Here is a 16,752-nt window from a genome sequence, read left to right as displayed (position 1 = left end):
CGAACATGCGTGCGAACGCCATCACTGAAATGGGTGAAGTGACGCCGTCCGAAATTCGCCGTTCGCGACTTTTCCCTTTGGGGGCAAGGGAAATCGCTATCGGCGACGCGGGTCGCAGCGAAAAGTGTCGGACCCCCTCGGCAAGCTCCTGATCAGCAGCCGGCGGTCCCGCCGTCGAACGAAGAACACTCGTCCTGCGAGTAGGGCTCCGCCCGCCAGCCCGCAGCGTCGACCGTCTTGGAGGTGTCATGCGCGACGAAGGTCCACGGCCCCGCATAGGAGTTGTCGTGCCAGCGGTTGCCCTGCCGGAAGGTGATCGCCTCTTCGACGACGGTTCCCTTGTAGGGGGACCAGTCCGGGAAGGTCCCGTAGTTCGACAGCAGGGCCATCCGCCCGCAGAGGCCGGTGCAGCCGAGCCGTCCGGGGTCGAAGCGGAAGGTGTTCCCGTGCACCTCCACCCGCTGGGTCTTCCAGCGGCAGTCGTCGTACGCCGGTGGTTTCTCGATCTTGCCCGCGACGCAGGACGACTTGGCGGCCACCTCGGTGCAGTAGCCGGTGGACGTGTTCGCCGGGCTGTTGCAGAAGCGGTCGGCGTTCTCCCACAAGGTGATCCCGGCCCAGTTGTCCTCGAAGGTGTTCCCGCTGATGTCGATGGACGACGTCCGCGCCGGCACGCGCGGTTCGCCGCCCGACTCCGACAGGTACACCGTCGCCGTCGGGAAGTTGTCGCCGCGCGACGCGAACGCGCGGCCCTGCACCACGGCGTTGCCGCGGAAGGTGTTGCCGCGCAGCACGAGGTTGTAGCTGGTTTCGTAGAACAGCGCCTCGGCGTCGTTGGCCTCGAAGAGGTTGCCCTCGACGAAGAAGTCGTTGTTGTTCGTGTCGGCCCAGAGGCCGGCGCCGTGGTTGCCGTGGACCCAGTTGCCGGTGATGTCGGCCCCGTTCACGGCCCAGAACTTGGCGCCGCCGCTGCACCCGCAGCCGGGCACCTTCGCTTCCCAGTCGCCGGTGTTGTTGCCGGTGATCTCGTTGCCCACCAGCACGAGCCCGGTGATGCCGTCGCCGGCCTGGTAGGCGTTCAGCCCGTACTGGCCGTTGTTCCGCAGGCAGCTGTGCCGGACGACTTGGCGCGCGCCGGCCATCAGCGCCGCGCCGGCGTTGTCCTCGATGGTCGTGTTCTCGATGAGCCAGCCGTCGCCGGAGTCGTGGTTGACCACGCCCTGGTCCTGGAGCGCGGCGAACCCGCGGATGGTGAGGCCGTGGAGCTCGACGTCGCGGGCGCGCTGGGTGAAAGCCGCGCGGTTGACGCCGCGGCCGTCGACGACCGCGCCCGGAGCGCCGAGGTAGACGTCGCCGTCCTTGGGGGCCACCTGGTCGAACTCGTCGGTGCCGAGCGTGTGGGTGCCGGGGCGGAGCCAGAAGGTGGTTCCGGGCGGGTTCGCCGCGGTCTTGGCCGAGAGGTCTCCGTCGACGCCCGGATCGACGGAGACGGCCCCGGGAGGCGCTTCCTCGTGCTCCGCGGGCTGGTGGTCGCACACCGGCCCGGGCCTGTCGGTGGCCCGCGCGACCACCGGGCAGGCCACGGCGATCAGGAGCGAGCAAGCGGCGACGAGAACCGCACGAGATCTGCCCATGGCAGGAAGTTACGCACGATCGGGCCGGAAAACAGTCACCCTGGAGTGTCCTCATCGGACCCAAGGGGTGAATCCGGCCCGCTCAGGCGAGGGATGGCACCCGGTGGCGAACCGGCCGGCCGGCCGGGAAGCGCTCCCCGGCCGACCTTCGGCGATCCTCGGTCAAGCGAACTTGCGGAACACCGGCTGCACCGGCCGGCCGCCCATCCACGGCGCCGGGTCGCCGGCGTCCAGCGCCTTCCGGTACACCGTGCACGCCTGGGCGACCACGTCGATGGTCTTGTCGATGTCGGCCTCGGTGAGCGCCGCGCTGACCACGAACGACGGTCCGAGCACCCCGCCGCTGATCAGCTCGCGCAGGAACAGCGTCCGGTACGGCTGGGACGGCTTGCCCCGCTCGTCGAGCGTGCCGAAGACCAGATTGCTCGCCCGGCCGCGGACGACCACGTGGTCCCCCACGCCGATCCCGGCCGCCACCTCGCGGACACCGGCCGCGAGCCGGTCGCCGAGGGCGTGCATGCGGCCGATCACGTCCTCGTCGCGGTAGACGTCCATCACGGCCATCGCGGCCGCCAGCGAGTGGGTCTCCGCGCCGTGCGTCGTCGAGAGCAGGAACACCCGCTCGCGGTCGGTGTGCAGGCCGCCGAGCTCCATGAGCTCGCGCTTGCCCGCGAGCGCGGACACCGCGAAGCCGTTGCCGAGGGCCTTGCCGAACGTCGAGAGGTCGGGCGTCACGCCGTACAGGCCCTGGGCGCCGTGGGCCGACCAGCGGAAGCCGGTGATCATCTCGTCGAAGACCAGCACGACGCCGTGGCGGGTCGCGAGCTCACGCAGGCCCTGCAGGTACCCCGGCGGAGGCTCCACCGCCGCCGCGGCCTCCAGGATCATGCACGCGATCTCACCCTCGTGGCGCTGCAGCAGCTCCTCCGCGGCGCGCAGGTCGCCGTACGGGAAGGACACCACCGCTTCCGTCGTCTCGTCCGGGATGCCTGCGTTCATCGCCGTCGTGCCGATGAACCAGTCGTCGGTCGAGAAGAACGCGTGGTCGGCGCACTTGGCGACCAGCCGGCGGCCGGTGGCCGCGCGGGCGAGCCGGACCGCGGCCGTCGTCGCGTCCGAGCCGTTCTTGGTGAACTTCACCATGTCGGCCGTCGGCACGTTCTCCAGGAACCGCTCGGCGGCCTCGGCCTCGATGATCGACGGGCGGATGAAGTTGCTGCCCTTGCCGAGCTCGGTCCGGACCGCATCGAGGACCCGCGGGTGGGCGTGGCCCAGGCTGACCGCTCTCAGGCCGGAGCCGTACTCGACGTACTCGTTGCCGTCGACGTCCCAGACGTGGCCGCCGAGGCCGTGGGAGATGACCGGAGCCATCTGTTCGGGATACTGGTCCGAGCCCTTGGCGTAGGTGTGCGCACCACCCGGGACGACCCGGTGCAGCCGCTCGTTCGCCTCCGTGGAGCGGGACAAGTTCGTTCCCATGGGGGTCACCTCGTTGGTTTCAACGCCTCTCCGAGAGACGGCGCACGTTCGTCTCGGTCACTGACCATTGTGACCGACAGTGGCCAGGAAATGTCCAATTCAGGGTCTTTGTACGAAATTGTAATGTCTTCGGACGGATCGTGCGCGCGATCGATACGGTACGCGACATCTGAGGGGTCCGTGAGTGACTGGAATCCGTGCGCGCACCCCGCGGGGATGTACACGGAAACCTGCGTCTCACCGGAAAGTTCGAAGGTTTTGATGTTCCGGAATGTCGGCGAATCCGGTCGGAGGTCCACGACGACGTCGAAGACCGCGCCGTGGGAACACCGCACGAGCTTCGCCTCGCCGGCGCCGCCGCGCAGGTGCATCCCGCGGACGACTCCCTTGCGGGAACGGGAAAGGCTGTCCTGGACGAAGCCGTCCGGGTCGATCCCGACCGACGCGACGACGTCCCGGTCGAACGTCCGGCTGAAAAAGCCGCGCTGGTCACCGTGCGGGGTCGGTTCGAACAGGTACGCGCCCTCGATCTCGGGCACCGGAATGGCCTTCATCGCCCACCCCCGAAGAGGGCCGCCGAAAGGGCGGCGAACTGGTCCTTGAGCCGTTGCGCGTTCATCTCGTTCCGTTCCAGGAGCGTCTGTCGCAGTTCCGCCGAGCGGTTCTCCAGTTCGGTGAACTGCGCGACGAGCTTGTCGAAGTCGACGTCCTTCGCCCGCTGGGTGAAACCGTCGAGGCCCAGTTCCGCCATCAGCACGTCGTTCTTCGGCGCGTACCCGATCGCGACGGTCGGTTTCGCGACCTTCAGGGCGCAGAGCACGTTGTGGTAGCGCGTGGCCACCACGCTGTCCACCGCCGCCATCTCGTGCATCAGCTCGTCCAGGGTCTCCGCCGTGGCCGCCGTCACCAGCGGGGAAGCGGTCTTCTCGATGATCTCGCCGACGACCTGCCGGTCGATCTGGTCGCCGATGAACAGCCGGACGGGTCTGCCCTGGTCAACGAGCCACGCGACGAAACGGTTCATCGTGTCGACGTAGTGGCGGTAGATGCGGTCGCCGTCGGCGCGGTCGTCGTTGCCGCCGTAGTAGGCCATCACGCCGACGCCGACGGTGCCCGGCCGTCCGCCGGCGTCCGGGGTGGGGAGGGAGAACGCGAGGTCGGGGTAGACCTCGTCGCGGCTGGTGTCGACGCCCATGGCGCGCATGGCGTCGCGGGAGATGTCGTCCCGGTAGGAGCGGTAGGCCGCGAGGCGGCCGGCCCAGCGGACGAGTGTCCGGGTCGCCCGCGCGCTGATGTGGTTCGCGCCGACGCACACGAGCGCCACCTTGGTGCCGAAGAGGCGCCCGGTGGCGGAAAGGAGGAAGAGCGAATACGGGAAACCCCACGGACGCAGCGGAAGCGTCGCTTCGAGGACGCCCATGCCGGGCACGATGACGACGTCCTGCTTGCGGACCCAGGCGGCCGTGCGGCCGACGTCGACCAGCTTGCCGAGTCCCTTGAGGACGATCGAGCGGAGGCCGGACGCCGTCTCGTACTCGGCCTGGTTCCAGTGCAGGGGCGTGGTGTCGACGCCGTAGCGCTCGCGGACGATGTCCGGGCCGCCCACCAGGCCGGTCAGGACCGCGTCCGGGTATTCGGCGCGCAGGTAGCCGAGCACGGCTTCGAGGGAACCGTCGTTGCCGAGGTTCCCCGAGCCGAGGAGGCCGAAGACGCCGACGCGCGGGGCACGCTTCACGCGAGCCTGCCTTCGCGGCCGGCCACGATCGTGTTGACCGTGGCGACGTCGGAGGCGGTCGGCGCGCGGTCCTCGACGCGCTCGCCGTGGCCGGAACGCGCCCGGTTCGTCAGCCAGGCGCCGAGGTGCCCGAAGCACTCGCGCTTGTCGGCGGCCGAGATCGGCGCGCGGCGGATCAGGTCCGCGAACCCGAAGACGTACTCGCCGAGCAGGCGGACGGTGGGATTCCGGAGCCGGTTCGCGCGCCGCGGGTCCAGATTCGCGCACCGGCTCCGGATGGTCGGGTTGGCCCGTTCCGCGCGGCCCGGGTGGTCGCGGCGGAAGTAGAGCAGCTCGGGCACCTGGTGGAACGGACCGTGCAGGGCCATCTCCGCGGAGTAGGTCCGGTCGGCGTGGTGGTAGCTGTCGAGCGGCTTGACGCGGCGGAGGACGTCGGCGCGGATGACGCCGTAGAAGTCGTCGCCGCCCGGCTCGAACAGGACGCTGCGGAAGCGGTCCGGCGCGTGCCGGGACGCGGTGTCGAGGGTGTACTCGAGCGGCTGGACGATGCGGCCGTCGCCGTCGATGATCGCCTGGTCGCAGTGGGCCAGGATGATGTCGGGGCGCTCGTCGAGGGCTTCGACGCACCGCTTGAGCAGGTCGCGGGCGTAGAGGTCGTCGTGGGAGACCCACTTGAAGAGCTCGGTGCGGGAGACGTCGAACACGAAGTTGTGGTTCGGCGTCGCGCCGATGTTCTTCGGCTGCCGGACGTAGCGGATCCGGGAGTCCTTCTCGGCGTAGCGGCGGCAGATCTCGTCGGTGCCGTCGGTGGAGGCGTTGTCCGAGATGATCAGCTCGAAGTCTTCGTAGGTCTGGCCGAGCAGGGCGTCCAGTGACTCGGCGAGGTACTCCTCGCCGTTGTACACCGGGAGGCCGAGGCTCAGCCGCGGGACGGTGGTCATGGAGTCCTCATTCCTTGATCGGCTCTTTGATCGGCTCGAACACCACGGTGGGCTCGTCGGCCCCCGGCGGCACGTAGTCGCGCAGCCCGATCCGCAGTTGCAGCCACCAGACGACGGACCCGCTGAGCGTCGCGGTCGCGACACCCCACGCGGACCCGGCCGCACCACCGAGGAAGGCGCCGGTGATGCCGAACGTGACGTAGAACAGGGAGGCGATCAGCTGCGACCGCAGGCTCCGCTTGGCGGCGCCCAAAGCCCGAAGCCCGGCCGCGGCGCCGGTGGCGAAGCTCGCGCCGACCACGGCGAGGGTGACCGGGAGGATCAGCGGGGACGACGAGTCCCACACCGAGCCCATCACCCAGCGGCCGGCGTCGTCGGGCAGCAGGAGCAGCAGGCCGAGGCCCCAGCACAGCGCGGCGGCGGCCTGGCCGCCGCCGAGGATCACGCAGAAGTGCTTCAGCCGGTGCGGCGCCCGCTGCAGCACCCGCGCGCCCTCGGCGACGGTGACCAGGGACAGCCCCATGAGCAGGGCCAGGAACGGGCCGAGCAGCTGCTCGGCACCGCGGACCGCGCCGACGGCGGTGATCCCGGCGATGGCGCCGAGACCGTACGCGCGCAGCTGGGACGCGCCGCTGTTGCTGACGTTCTCGACCAGGTAGCGGACGCTCAGGTCGCGTTGCCGCCGGAACCAGCCCAGTGCCTCGCGGGGGTGGGGCAGGATCCCGGTCTGGAACCAGCCGTAGGCGGCCGCGACCGCGCCGGAGAGGCCCCAGGCGAGCACGAACGCGACCACCGTGTGGACGTGAGCGGCCGCGTACAGCGCCGGGAGGAGCGCCACGCCCCACACACAGTCGTTGATGAAGGCTTTCTTGCCCGCGCCGCGGGCGAAGAACGCGAACCGCCAGGCGTCCTGCAGCAGCAGGCCCGGCAGGACGACGGCGAGCGCGACGAACGCGTTGCCGAGCGGGCCGCCCGCGGCCAGCCCGGCGACCAGGCTGATCAGCCCGGTCGCGCAGCCGACGCCGATGGCGGTGCCGGACGCGCTGGCGACCCCCAGGCGCCAGCGGTCCTCCGGCACCGCGCTGAACCGCACCATCAGCGGGTCGGTCGCCAGGCCGCGCGACACGTTCAGCACCACCCCGTAGGTGACCCAGACGAGGCTGAAGATGCCGAACGCGAACGTGCCGAGCGAGCGGGCCACGTACAGGCCGACCGCGAAGTTGGTCAGGCTGGACACCGCCTGGTCGCCGAGGCCCCAGCTGAGCCGTCCGGCCATCGCGCGCACCGCGCCCGAGGAGAAGATCGAGCGCGGCGCACGGCGGTGGTTGGCCACGTCGCTCACTCCTTGACCAGGCCGGCGTCGTGCAGGGCACGCGCCGCGACGTCGACGATGCCGAACGGCAGCCCGGCCCGTTCGGCGATGTCCAGGAGGCTGTGCTCGCCGTCGGAGAGGTTGAGCACCCACAGCATCGCCATCTGGGCCTGCTTGGCGTCGCTGCGGCCGCCGAGGGAGTCGTACAGCCCACGCTTGCCGAGCTGCGGCTCGCCGTACGGGCTGAGGTTGACGTACCGGCGGTTGCGGTCCAGGACACCGAAGGCATCGAGAAGCGTCTCGAGCGTGTCCTCCATGGCCGCGGGCGACACGAAACCCGGGTTGTCGGCGGAGGTGTGGTACTCGGGGTAGCCCGCGTACGGCGTCCGGGTCAGCGAGCCGACGCCGAGGTTGAAGCCCGGCGAGCAGAACTGGCGCTCGTCATAGCCATACGGCGAGAAGTCGACAACTCGATGTTCGCGCGACGTCAAGACGTGCTGCACCACGCGGTCGATCTCGGCGTCGCCGCGGCGGGACTTCTTGTACGTCAACGAGCCCGGGTCGCCCGCGCAGGCGAGCACGAGCCCATGACGAACCTTCTCGATCCGGGAAGCGTTCCGCGCCAGCCACGTGATCGAGCCGATCGTGCCCGGCATGAACAGGAACCGGTACGTGTAGTGCGGCTGGGTGACAGCCAGCTGCTGCGCCAGCGAGATCGCCACCGCGATGCCGGCGAGGTTGTCGTTGGCCAGCGACGGGTGGCAGACGTGGCACGACACGATGACCTCGTCGGTGACACGCCCCGGGACGACGTGCTCGCCGTAGGTCAGCGAGCCGTCGGCCAGGGTCGAGTCGATGACGACGTCGTATTCGCCGTCGGGCAGCGCGTCCAGCTTCTCCTGCGCCAGGCAGAAACCCCAGGCCGGGGCGTAGTAGCTGGTCCGGTACGGCACCCACGACGGCTGGTCCGGCAGCGTGTGCAGGTGCTCCCGCAGCTCGCTCAGCGGCATCCGCTGCCGCACCGGGACGCTGTACCCGACGACGTGCAGGTTCGACTCCCGGAAGTCGATGACGCGCTCACCCGACGGCGCGGCGACGTACGCGTCCCGGATGTTCCACTCCTGCGGGATCGTCCAGTCCAGCACGGCCGTCCCGGTCGGGACCTCGTGCCGCTCCAGCGCGATGTGCTCGCCGATGATGTCCAGGGTCTGCCGCACACCGTCACCGGTGATGCTGCGGCAGATCGGGTACAGCCGTTCGACCAGGGCGTGCAGCTCCGCCCCCGTCCGCAGCTGCGTGCCCGCCACTACCGCCGCCGCATGGTGTCGTCGACGCGGCCCGCTTCGCCCTCGCTCTTCAACCACGCGAGCCGGGTGAACAGCTGCTGGAACGACTCCCGCGTGAGCCCGAACTTGCGGTAGGCCTCGATGAGCTCGACGGCGCCGTCCTTGACCGACCATTCGCACGCGAAGCCGGGGATGGCCGCGCGGAAGCGCGAGAAGTCGACGCGGTAGGAGCGCGGGTCGGCGCCGGCCTCGCCGGTGATGTTCAGCGTCGAGCCCGGCACGGCCTCGACGACCTCCTGGGCGATCTCGGCGACGGTGACGTTGTTGTCCTCGGTGCCGATGTTGAAGGCCTTGTTGTGCACGGCCTCCTTCGGTGCCGTCAGGGCCGCGGTGAACGCGCGCGCGATGTCCTGGGCGTGCACCAGCGGCCGCCACGGCGTGCCGTCCGACAGCACCAGCACCTCGCCGGACAGGTGCGCGTGCGCGGTCAGGTTGTTCAGCACGATGTCGCCGCGCAGGCGGGGCGAGTAGCCGAACGCGGTCGCGTTGCGCATGTAGACCGGGGTGAAGTCGTCGTCGGCGAGCTCGTGGACGTCGGCCTCGACGCGCACCTTCGACTCCGCGTACGGCGTCACCGGCCGCAGCGGGGCGTCCTCGTCGACGAGGTTGTCGCCGCCGGCGCCGTACACCGAGCAGGTCGACGCGTAGAGGTACCGCTGCACGCCGGCTTCCTTCGCCAGCTTCGCGAGCTTCACCGACGCGTGGTGGTTGATGTCGTAGGTCAGCTCCGGCGCGAGCGAGCCGAGCGGGTCGTTCGACAGCGCGGCCAGGTGGATGACCGCGTCGAACCCGGTGACGTGCTCGAGGGTGACGTCCCGCAGGTCGACGACGTGCCCGGCCGGGTCGCCCGGGGCGGGGCCGAGCAGGCAGTCCTCGAACAGCCCGGAGTCGAGGCCGAAGACCTCGTGGCCGGCGGCGGCGAGCACCGGGGCCATCACCGTCCCCAGGTAGCCCTTGTGCCCCGTCAGCAACACCCGCATCGGATTCAGCCCTTCAGGTCGAGAGTGAGTTTCTTGACGAAAAACGCTTCGGCGTACTTCGCGGCGGCTTCGATGCCGCGGATCCGGGCCAGCCCGAGGAACGCCTCGCGGTCGTACCAGCCGCGGTGCCGCTGCGACGCGTAGTGCTCCTGGAGCAGCCGGACCTTCGCGTCGGCGACGTCGTCGTCGAGCGGCTGGTACACCGACGGGGCGCCGAGGTCGCCGTCCCACTTGACGATCTCGTAGCCGAGCGCCAGGTGGTCGCGGAACGCCGTCGGGACGAGTTTGGCCAGCCCCCGGTGGTCCTGGTGGGCGTCGTCGGTCCGCGGCGCCAGGATGACGTCCGGGTCGGTCCGCCGCCGCAGCTCCTCCAGCGCGTTCTTGGCCTCTTCCCAGTGCGCCGGGAACCGCCCGTCCGGCAGCTTCAGCACCGTGACGTCGAGCTCGGCGCCCGGGCAGAACGCCGCGAGCGCCGCCCGCTCCTCGTCTTCGCGGGGCGTGCCGCCGCCGGAGAGGACCAGCGCGTCGACCTTCAGGCCCGGCCGCGACGCGCACAGCGTCAGCAGCGTGCCGCCAGCACCGATTGCGATGTCGTCGCAGTGGGCGCCGAGGGCGACGACGCCGCCGAGCCGTCCCGGCCGCAGGCCGATCACGCGGTGCTCGCGACGGGCCGCTCCCAGAGCGCCCAGGGCTTCTCGCCGTGCGTGTACGCGTTGTCGAGCGCCGCCCGCTCCTTGACCGTGTCGGTCGGCTTCCAGAACCCGCGGTACGGGTAGGCCAGCAGGCGGCCGCGCTTGGCCAGCTCACCGCAGCCGTCGGCGACCAGGTCGCCGTTCTCCGGGATGTGGTCGAACACTTCCTGGCGGAGCACGAAGTACCCGCCGTTCTCCCACAGCGGCATTTCGCTGACCGCGGTGATCGACCCGACCATGCCGCCCTCGTCCATCTCCACGCAGTGGAAAGACGACTGCGGCGGGACGACCATCATCGACGCGCCGGCGTCGGTGTTGGAGAACCGCTCGATCATGTCGGGCAGCGGGACGTCGGACAGGACGTCGGCGTAGTTCGCGAGGAACATTTCGTCGCCGTCGAGGTAGTCGCGCACGCGGCGCAGGCGCTCGCCGATCGGCGACTCGATGCCGGTCTGCACGAAGGTGATCGTCCAGTCGGCGATGTCGGTCGAGAGCAGCTCCGCCTGGCCGTTGCGCAGGATGAAGTCGTTGGAAATGGTTTCCTGGTAGTTCAGGAAGAAGTTCTTGATGTGCGCCGCGCCGTAGCCGAGGCACAGGATGAATTCGGTGTGGCCGAAGTGCGCGTAGTAGCGCATCACGTGCCAGATGAGCGGTCTCGGACCGACCATCGCCATCGGCTTCGGGACGTCGTCGGCCGCGCCGTTGCGCATCCGCATCCCGTAGCCACCGCAGAAGAGAACGACCTTCACGTCACTGCACCTCGACGATTTCCAAGTGGGGGATCGGGAACACGAGCTTTCCGCCCCACGCCCCGATGTAGGAGAGCTGTTCGGTCAGTTCCTCCCGGAGGTTCCACGGGAGGACGAGCACGTAGTCGGGCCGGTCGGCTTCGATCCGCTCCGGCGGCAGCACGGGAATGCGCGTGCCCGGGGTGAACCGGCCGTGCTTGTACGGGTTGCGATCGACCGTGTACTGCAGCAGGTCCGTCCGGATGCCGCAGTGGTTGAGCAGGGTGTTGCCCTTGCCCGGGGCGCCGTAGCCGACGACGGTCTTCCCGTCGTTGCGCGCCTCGATGAGGAACTCCAGCAGGTCCAGCCGCACGCGCGTGACGCGCTCGGCGAACTCGGTGTACCCGGACAGCTCGTGCAGCCCGGCGGCCTTTTCGCGCTCCAGGACGTCGGTCATCCGCTCGCTGGGCTCGCCGGCGACCGCCTCGGGCCGCGCCCACAGCCGGATGGACCCGCCGTGCGTCGGCACCAGCTCGACGTCGACCACGGTCAGGCCGCCGGTCGCGAGGGCCCGGCGCGCGGATTCGACCGTGTAGTACTGGAAGTGCTCGTGGTAGATCGTGTCGTACTGGTTCTTCTCGATCAGCGTGAGCAGGTGCTGGACCTCGATGGAGACCCAGCCGTCGTCCGCGACCAGGGCGCGCAGGCCCTTGGTGAAGCCGAGGACGTCGGGGATGTGCGCGTAGACGTTGTTCGCGGCGACGAGATCGGCGGGGCCGTGCTCTTCGCGCACCTGGAGGCCGGTTTCCTCGGAGAGGAAGGCGGTCAGGGTGGGCACGCCGGCGTCGCGCGCCGCCTGCCCGACGTTCACCGAAGGTTCGACGCCCAGACACCGGATGCCGTGGCCGACGACGTGCTTGAGCAGGTAGCCGTCGTTGCTGGCGACCTCGACGACGAACGACTTCTCCCCGAGCCCCAGCCGCTCGACCGCGCCGTCGACGTACCGCTTCGCGTGCTCGACCCACGACGTCGAGAACGACGAGAAGTAGGCGTACTCGGTGAACGTGTCGTCGGGGTCGATCAGCGGGGGGATCTGGGCGAGCCAGCAGTCGGTGCACACCTTGAGGTGGAGCGGGAAGGTGGCCTCCGGCTCGTCGAGCTGTTCGGCGGTCAAGAATCGCTCACACGGGGGAGTGGCCCCGAGGTCCACCACGCTGGCCGTGTTTGTCGAACCGCAGAGTCGACATGTGGTCATCTACCAGGCTCCTTGGCTCGCGGTCGCGATGTGCGCTTAACACGTCGAGCAGGGGTGGACCGTCGTTACAGCGACGCGTGAGCGGCCGGTGGACCGATTCGGAACCGCAACCTGGATTCAATGAATGTGGCAGGGATCACGGACGGTACCCGTCCGGACCCGTAACGTCCACAGTGGACGTGGGCCCTAGGCTGGCCCGATGACTTCGGAAACGGGTCCCCGCCTGAGCGGGGTCGCGGGTGTGGTGCTGACGGTCCGGTTCCTCACCGAGCTGGCCCTGCTGGGCGGTCTGGCGCTGGCCGGCACCCAGCTCGGCAGCGGCGTGGCGCTGGCGATCGTCGACGCGGTCCTGCTGCCGCTGGTCGCGGCCGCTATCTGGGGCCTGTTCATCGCCCCGCGGGCCCGCCGCCGGCTGCCCGAACCGGCCCGGTTCCTGGTGGAGTTCGTCCTGTTCGCGGCCACCGGGGTGGTGCTCGTGCTGGTCGGCTGGGTGGTGTGGGGCATCGTGCTGGCCGTGGCCGGCATCGGGGTCGCCGCGCTGACCCGGGTCGTCGCGAAGGACGGCTGAACGCACCGAGCCCTCCGCGCCGGAATGGCGCAGAGGGCTCGGGCAAATTGCCGATCGGGAATTGCTCAGATCTTTTCGGCGGCCGGGATGATTTCGGTGCCGAACTTCTCCAGCACGGCCGGGTTGTGGACGTGCGGGACCATGCCGAGCGCGACGTCGATGCCGAGCCCGTGCAGCCGCTCCAGCTCCTTCAGCAGCTCGCCGGACTTCGAGCCGTCCTCGCCGATGTCCAGGATGTGGTAGACGGTCTTGGTGATCGAGCCGTAGTCGCGGCCCTCGTTCTCGCAGTGCTGCTTGAGGACGTCGAGCTTGTGCTCCAGCTCCGGGCCGTTGAACAGGTTGCACTGGTCGGCGTACTTGGCGACCAGCCGCAGCGTCTTCTTCTCGCCCCCGCCGCCGATCATGATCGGCGGGCGGGGGTCCGACAGGGCCTGCGGTACGTTCAGCAGCCGGGTCGCGTCGAAGTGCTTGCTCTTGAACGGCTCGTCGCCGTCGGCCCACATCTGCAGCACGTACTGGAGGTTCTCCTCCAGCAGCTCGAAGCGCTCCGCGACCGGCGGGAACGGGAAGCCGAGGCCGCGGGACTCCTCCTCGTTCCAGCCCGCGCCGATGCCGAGGATGGCGCGGCCGCCGGACAGCACGTCCAGCGTCGTGATCGCCTTGGCGAGCAGGCCCGGGTGCCGGTAGAGGACGCCGGTGACGACGGTGAGCAGCTTGGCGCGCTCGGTGTGCGCGGCGATGAAGCCGAGGGTCGTGTACGCCTCGAGCATGTCGTTTTCGACGGGGCCGACCCCGCCGATCTGGAAGAAGTGGTCCATCACGGCGATGGAGTCGAAGCCCGCCTGATCGGCGGTGCGGACGACGGCGGCCAGGTCGGCGCCCAGCGCGGACGCCCCGTTCGGCCAGGTGAAGTCGGGGATCTGCAGTCCGAGTTTCATAGCTTCCGACGGTATACCTGGAGTTACCCCAGCCGCGTGCTCAAAAATCGCGGACGAGGGAAACCCTGCCGTGCAAGGGATCCGTGACGAACACCGTGCGCGTGCGCTGGTCGACGGCGACGTCGCCGGGGTTGACGCCCAGCGACAGCTCGCCGGTGAGCGTTCCGCTCCCGCCGTCGACCCGGCTCAGCCCGTTCTGGCCGCCGTTGGTGTAGACGGTGTTCGTGCCCTGGTGCACGGCGAGCGAGGACGACTCGCTGCGCAGCAAAACGGTCTTGCGCTCGGCACGCGTCGCCGCGTCCACAATGGACATGTGGTGGATGCCGGAGTTGGCCACGTACACCGAACCGCTCTCGGCGTGCACGGCGACCGCGGTCGGCCGCGCGCCCACCTTGACGCTGGCGACGAACCTCCCGCTGTCGATCGAGAACACCTCGATCGAGTCCGTGTCGGTGCTCGCGCAGTAGGCGAGCTTGCGGCCGGTGTCGACGGCGATCCCGGCGAGGCTCGGCTTCGGGCCCGGCACGAGCGCGGAAAGGGTGCAGCTGACCCCGTCGAGCACGGCGAGCGTGCCGGTGGCACCGCTGGCCGCGTAGACGCGGTCGGCCTGCTCGTCCACGGCGAGCGCGGACGCGCCGGCGCCCGCGCCGATCACGCTGACCAGGTCGTGGGTGCGGCCGTCCAGCACCACGACGGTGCCGGCCGGCGGGTTCGCGACGTAGATCCGGTTGGTCTTCGGGTCGACCGCGACGTCGCCGGGAGCGCCGCCGACGGAGATAACCGCGCCGACCGAGGCCGCGCGCGGGTCGATGACCGAGACCGTCCCGGCCTCGGGGTCCGTGACGTACGCCAGCCCGGTGACGGGATTCACCGCGACCGCGGTCGGGGACCCGCCGAGGTCGATCGACCGGACGTCCTCCGCCCGCGCCACCCCGGGCAGGACCACGGCCCCGGCACCCGCCGTGACCAGGGTGAACAGGGTCCTCCGGCCTATCGGGCGACCTCGCATCGGCGCCTCCGCTCGTGATCAACTCGCCCTCGGAGCCTAACCCGCGCGATCATCACGTGAAGGAACTTCGCGTCCCCCGATCGCGTTGTTTCCACTGGGTAACCCACTTCCAGAGCGGACGGAGGCGAGCGCGCGTGCACGGGCACCAGAACGGGTTGAAGACGGCGATGCTGCTCGGCCTGATGTCGGCGATCATCATCGCGATCAGCGGCCTGTTCGGCCGCGGTGCGCTGGTCATCGGCCTGGTCATCGCCCTGGGGATGAACGCGTACGCCTACTTCAACTCCGACCGGCTGGCGCTGCGCGCGATGCGGGCGCGGCCGGTGTCCGAGGTCGAGCAGCCCGCGATGTACCGGATCGTGCGCGAGCTCGCGCAGGTCGCCCGCCAGCCGATGCCGCAGCTCTACCTGAGCCCGACCGTCGCGCCGAACGCGTTCGCGACCGGCCGCAACCCGCGGCACGCGGCCGTCTGCTGCACCACCGGCATCCTCGACCTGCTCGACGAGCGCGAGCTGCGGGCCGTGCTCGGCCACGAGCTGTCCCACGTCTACAACCGCGACATCCTCATCTCGTGCGTCGCCGGCGCCCTGGCCAGCGTGATCAGCGTCCTCGCGAACATCGCGCTGTTCTTCGGCGGCAACAACCGCGACGGCAGCCCGCTGGTCAGCCTGATGCTGGTCTTCGTCGGCCCGATCGCGGCCGCCGTCATCCGGATGGGGGTCAGCCGGTCGCGGGAATACCAGGCCGACGCGTCCGGCGCCGAGCTCACCGGCGACCCGCTGGGCCTGGCCTCGGCGCTGCGGAAGCTGGAGGCCGGGACGCGGGCGCGTCCCCTGGTCGCCGAGCCGCAGCTGGTGTCGCAGTCGCACCTGATGATCGCCAACCCGTTCCGGCCCGGCGAGGGCCTGAGCAAGCTGTTCTCGACGCACCCGCCGATCGCCGACCGCGTCGCGCGGCTGGAGGAAATGGCCCGCCGCCAGTTCTGATCCCAGCTGGTGGGAGCGGGAATCCCGATCTGACCAGCGGAGTTGGCGTAGGCATGGTTTCCGCACAGCTGCACCTGGGCGTCGCCATCGACGGGGCCGGGTACCACCCGGCCGCGTGGCGTGTCTCCGCGGTCGAGCCCGCCGCGCTGTTCACCTCCGGTCACTACCTCAAGTACGCGAAGCTCGCCGAAGCCGCTTCGCTCGACTTCGTGACCCTCGACGACTCCCTGGCGCTGCAGCCCGGCGGCGAGGAGGTCGTGCGCGGGCGTCTCGACGCGCTGCTCACGCTGTCCGCCCTCGCGCCGGCGACCAGCCGGATCGGCCTGGTCCCGACGGTCACCACCACCCACACCGAGCCGTTCCACGTCTCGACGTCGGTCGCGACCCTCGACTACGCGAGCCGCGGCCGCGCGGGCGTCCTCGCGGTGCCGTCGCTGACCGACGTGGAGGCCGCGCACTTCGGCCGCCGCCCGGCCCCGTCGCCGGCCGACGGCGAGGCCGAGACCGCCGAGGTCCTCGACGTCAGCGCCCGGCTCTGGGACAGCTGGGAGGACGGCGCGATCATCCGCGACGCCGCCACCGGCCGCTTCATCGACCGGGAGAAGCTGCATTACGTCGACTTCGAAGGCCGCTTCTTCAGCGTGAAGGGCCCGTCGATCACGCCGCGGCCGCCGCAGGGCCACCCGGTGACCGCCGTCTACGGCGATTCGCCACACGCCGTCGGCGCCGACGTGGTGATCACCCGCGCGGACCACCTCGAAGCCGTGCGCGCCGCGGCCGCCCGGTTCCCCGGCGCGAAGGTCCTGGCCACGGTGTCGATCGTGCTCGCCGAGACCGAGCAGGGCGCCCGCGACCGGCAGCACGAGCTGGACGCGCTGACGCCGTTCGAACCCGCGGGCCTCTCGTTCGTCGGCACGCCCGCGCAGCTGGCCGCCGAGCTGCCCCGCTGGGCCGCCGAGACCGGCGTCGCCGGCTTCCACCTGCGGCCCGCCGTCCTGCCCGACGACCTCGACCTGCTCGCCGGCGAGGTCGTCCCGGCGCTGCGCGCGGCCGGCGCGTTCCGGGACGGCTACCGCGGCGAGACCCTGCGCGACCACCTCGGCCTCGGCCGGGCCGTCAACGCCTACGCCGTCACCCCGGGAGCCTGAG

The 16,752-nt window shown here is 70.4% G+C and carries 16 protein-coding genes; 3 read left to right on the top strand and 13 right to left on the bottom strand.

Translation table 11 applies throughout. From position 1 onward, the window contains the following. Positions 1 to 152: 152 nt before the first annotated feature. From ACZ7OH_RS10600 to ACZ7OH_RS10550, 11 genes are all read right to left on the bottom strand, one after another. Positions 153 to 1,634 carry a right-handed parallel beta-helix repeat-containing protein gene (locus tag ACZ7OH_RS10600; protein WP_470280581.1) on the bottom strand — a complete coding sequence of 494 codons (1,482 nt, stop codon included), beginning with the start codon at positions 1,632 to 1,634 and terminating at the stop codon, positions 153 to 155. A gap of 162 nt (positions 1,635 to 1,796) precedes the next feature. Next, the gene (locus tag ACZ7OH_RS10595; protein ID WP_470280580.1) at positions 1,797 to 3,113 is read right to left on the bottom strand and encodes a glutamate-1-semialdehyde 2,1-aminomutase; all 1,317 of its coding nucleotides are present in this window, start codon (positions 3,111 to 3,113) and stop codon (positions 1,797 to 1,799) included. 5 nt (positions 3,114 to 3,118) lie between these two features. Continuing rightward, positions 3,119 to 3,667 (bottom strand): dTDP-4-dehydrorhamnose 3,5-epimerase family protein, encoded by a 549-nt coding sequence (locus ACZ7OH_RS10590; RefSeq protein WP_400900862.1) that lies wholly within the window; start codon positions 3,665 to 3,667, stop codon positions 3,119 to 3,121. Then, a complete protein-coding gene (locus tag ACZ7OH_RS10585; RefSeq protein WP_470280579.1) occupies positions 3,664 to 4,848 on the bottom strand; it encodes a polysaccharide pyruvyl transferase family protein in 1,185 nt (394 codons plus the stop codon). Before ACZ7OH_RS10585 ends, ACZ7OH_RS10590 begins: the two co-directional genes overlap by 4 nt. Continuing rightward, the gene (locus tag ACZ7OH_RS10580) at positions 4,845 to 5,789 is read right to left on the bottom strand and encodes a glycosyltransferase family 2 protein (protein WP_470280578.1); all 945 of its coding nucleotides are present in this window, start codon (positions 5,787 to 5,789) and stop codon (positions 4,845 to 4,847) included. Before ACZ7OH_RS10580 ends, ACZ7OH_RS10585 begins: the two co-directional genes overlap by 4 nt. Positions 5,790 to 5,796: 7 nt before the next feature. Further along, a complete protein-coding gene (locus tag ACZ7OH_RS10575) occupies positions 5,797 to 7,122 on the bottom strand; it encodes a hypothetical protein (protein ID WP_470280577.1) in 1,326 nt (441 codons plus the stop codon). A gap of 5 nt (positions 7,123 to 7,127) precedes the next feature. Then, a complete protein-coding gene (locus tag ACZ7OH_RS10570) occupies positions 7,128 to 8,408 on the bottom strand; it encodes a DUF4910 domain-containing protein (protein ID WP_470280576.1) in 1,281 nt (426 codons plus the stop codon). Then, positions 8,408 to 9,427, bottom strand: coding sequence for an NAD-dependent epimerase/dehydratase family protein (locus ACZ7OH_RS10565; protein WP_470280575.1), 1,020 nt, complete (start codon positions 9,425 to 9,427; stop codon positions 8,408 to 8,410). The genes ACZ7OH_RS10570 and ACZ7OH_RS10565 overlap by 1 nt, the downstream gene beginning before the upstream one ends. Before the next feature lie 5 nt (positions 9,428 to 9,432). Further along, positions 9,433 to 10,080: a PIG-L deacetylase family protein gene (locus tag ACZ7OH_RS10560; RefSeq protein WP_470280574.1), complete on the bottom strand. Its 648-nt coding sequence runs from the start codon at positions 10,078 to 10,080 to the stop codon at positions 9,433 to 9,435. Beyond that, positions 10,077 to 10,868: a sugar phosphate nucleotidyltransferase gene (locus tag ACZ7OH_RS10555; protein WP_400900848.1), complete on the bottom strand. Its 792-nt coding sequence runs from the start codon at positions 10,866 to 10,868 to the stop codon at positions 10,077 to 10,079. The genes ACZ7OH_RS10560 and ACZ7OH_RS10555 overlap by 4 nt, the downstream gene beginning before the upstream one ends. A gap of 1 nt (position 10,869) precedes the next feature. After that, positions 10,870 to 12,102 carry a class I SAM-dependent methyltransferase gene (locus tag ACZ7OH_RS10550; RefSeq protein ID WP_470280573.1) on the bottom strand — a complete coding sequence of 411 codons (1,233 nt, stop codon included), beginning with the start codon at positions 12,100 to 12,102 and terminating at the stop codon, positions 10,870 to 10,872. Between the two features lie 199 nt (positions 12,103 to 12,301). On the opposite strand from ACZ7OH_RS10550, the gene ACZ7OH_RS10545 reads away from it, so the two are divergent. Continuing rightward, entirely contained in the window at positions 12,302 to 12,670 is a 369-nt protein-coding gene (locus ACZ7OH_RS10545) for a YrdB family protein (protein ID WP_470280572.1), read from the top strand. Between the two features lie 65 nt (positions 12,671 to 12,735). Here the strand turns inward: ACZ7OH_RS10545 and ACZ7OH_RS10540 are convergent, their stop codons facing one another. Together ACZ7OH_RS10540 and ACZ7OH_RS10535 are read right to left on the bottom strand one after the other, a co-directional pair. Then, positions 12,736 to 13,608, bottom strand: coding sequence for an LLM class F420-dependent oxidoreductase (locus ACZ7OH_RS10540; RefSeq protein ID WP_470280571.1), 873 nt, complete (start codon positions 13,606 to 13,608; stop codon positions 12,736 to 12,738). 40 nt (positions 13,609 to 13,648) lie between these two features. Beyond that, positions 13,649 to 14,617 carry a YncE family protein gene (locus ACZ7OH_RS10535; RefSeq protein WP_470280570.1) on the bottom strand — a complete coding sequence of 323 codons (969 nt, stop codon included), beginning with the start codon at positions 14,615 to 14,617 and terminating at the stop codon, positions 13,649 to 13,651. Positions 14,618 to 14,751: 134 nt separating this feature from the next. Here ACZ7OH_RS10535 and htpX point away from each other — a divergent pair, with 134 nt between their 5' ends. After that, positions 14,752 to 15,603, top strand: a complete 852-nt coding sequence (htpX, locus tag ACZ7OH_RS10530; RefSeq protein ID WP_470280569.1) for a zinc metalloprotease HtpX — start codon at positions 14,752 to 14,754, stop codon at positions 15,601 to 15,603. 53 nt (positions 15,604 to 15,656) lie between these two features. Then, complete coding sequence (locus ACZ7OH_RS10525; protein WP_470280568.1) at positions 15,657 to 16,751, top strand: LLM class flavin-dependent oxidoreductase; 1,095 nt, start codon at positions 15,657 to 15,659, stop codon at positions 16,749 to 16,751. The last annotated feature ends 1 nt before the right edge of the window (position 16,752 follow it).

The sequence above is a fragment of the Amycolatopsis sp. NPDC114478 genome, from assembly GCF_055633805.1.
Note: the sequence above shows the minus strand (reverse complement) of the source record. Positions and strands in the feature narration are given on the sequence as shown.

What these genes read in the sequence shown, in the direction of transcription:
- ACZ7OH_RS10600 (WP_470280581.1), bottom strand. Translation starts at nt 1,634, where the DNA reads ATGGGCAGATCTCGTGCGGTTCTCGTCGCCGCTTGCTCGCTCCTGATC.
- ACZ7OH_RS10595 (WP_470280580.1), bottom strand. Translation starts at nt 3,113, where the DNA reads ATGGGAACGAACTTGTCCCGCTCCACGGAGGCGAACGAGCGGCTGCAC.
- ACZ7OH_RS10590 (WP_400900862.1), bottom strand. Translation starts at nt 3,667, where the DNA reads ATGAAGGCCATTCCGGTGCCCGAGATCGAGGGCGCGTACCTGTTCGAA.
- ACZ7OH_RS10580 (WP_470280578.1), bottom strand. Translation starts at nt 5,789, where the DNA reads ATGACCACCGTCCCGCGGCTGAGCCTCGGCCTCCCGGTGTACAACGGC.
- ACZ7OH_RS10565 (WP_470280575.1), bottom strand. Translation starts at nt 9,427, where the DNA reads ATGCGGGTGTTGCTGACGGGGCACAAGGGCTACCTGGGGACGGTGATG.
- ACZ7OH_RS10550 (WP_470280573.1), bottom strand. Translation starts at nt 12,102, where the DNA reads ATGACCACATGTCGACTCTGCGGTTCGACAAACACGGCCAGCGTGGTG.
- ACZ7OH_RS10545 (WP_470280572.1), top strand. Translation starts at nt 12,302, where the DNA reads ATGACTTCGGAAACGGGTCCCCGCCTGAGCGGGGTCGCGGGTGTGGTG.
- ACZ7OH_RS10540 (WP_470280571.1), bottom strand. Translation starts at nt 13,608, where the DNA reads ATGAAACTCGGACTGCAGATCCCCGACTTCACCTGGCCGAACGGGGCG.
- ACZ7OH_RS10535 (WP_470280570.1), bottom strand. Translation starts at nt 14,617, where the DNA reads ATGCGAGGTCGCCCGATAGGCCGGAGGACCCTGTTCACCCTGGTCACG.
- ACZ7OH_RS10525 (WP_470280568.1), top strand. Translation starts at nt 15,657, where the DNA reads ATGGTTTCCGCACAGCTGCACCTGGGCGTCGCCATCGACGGGGCCGGG.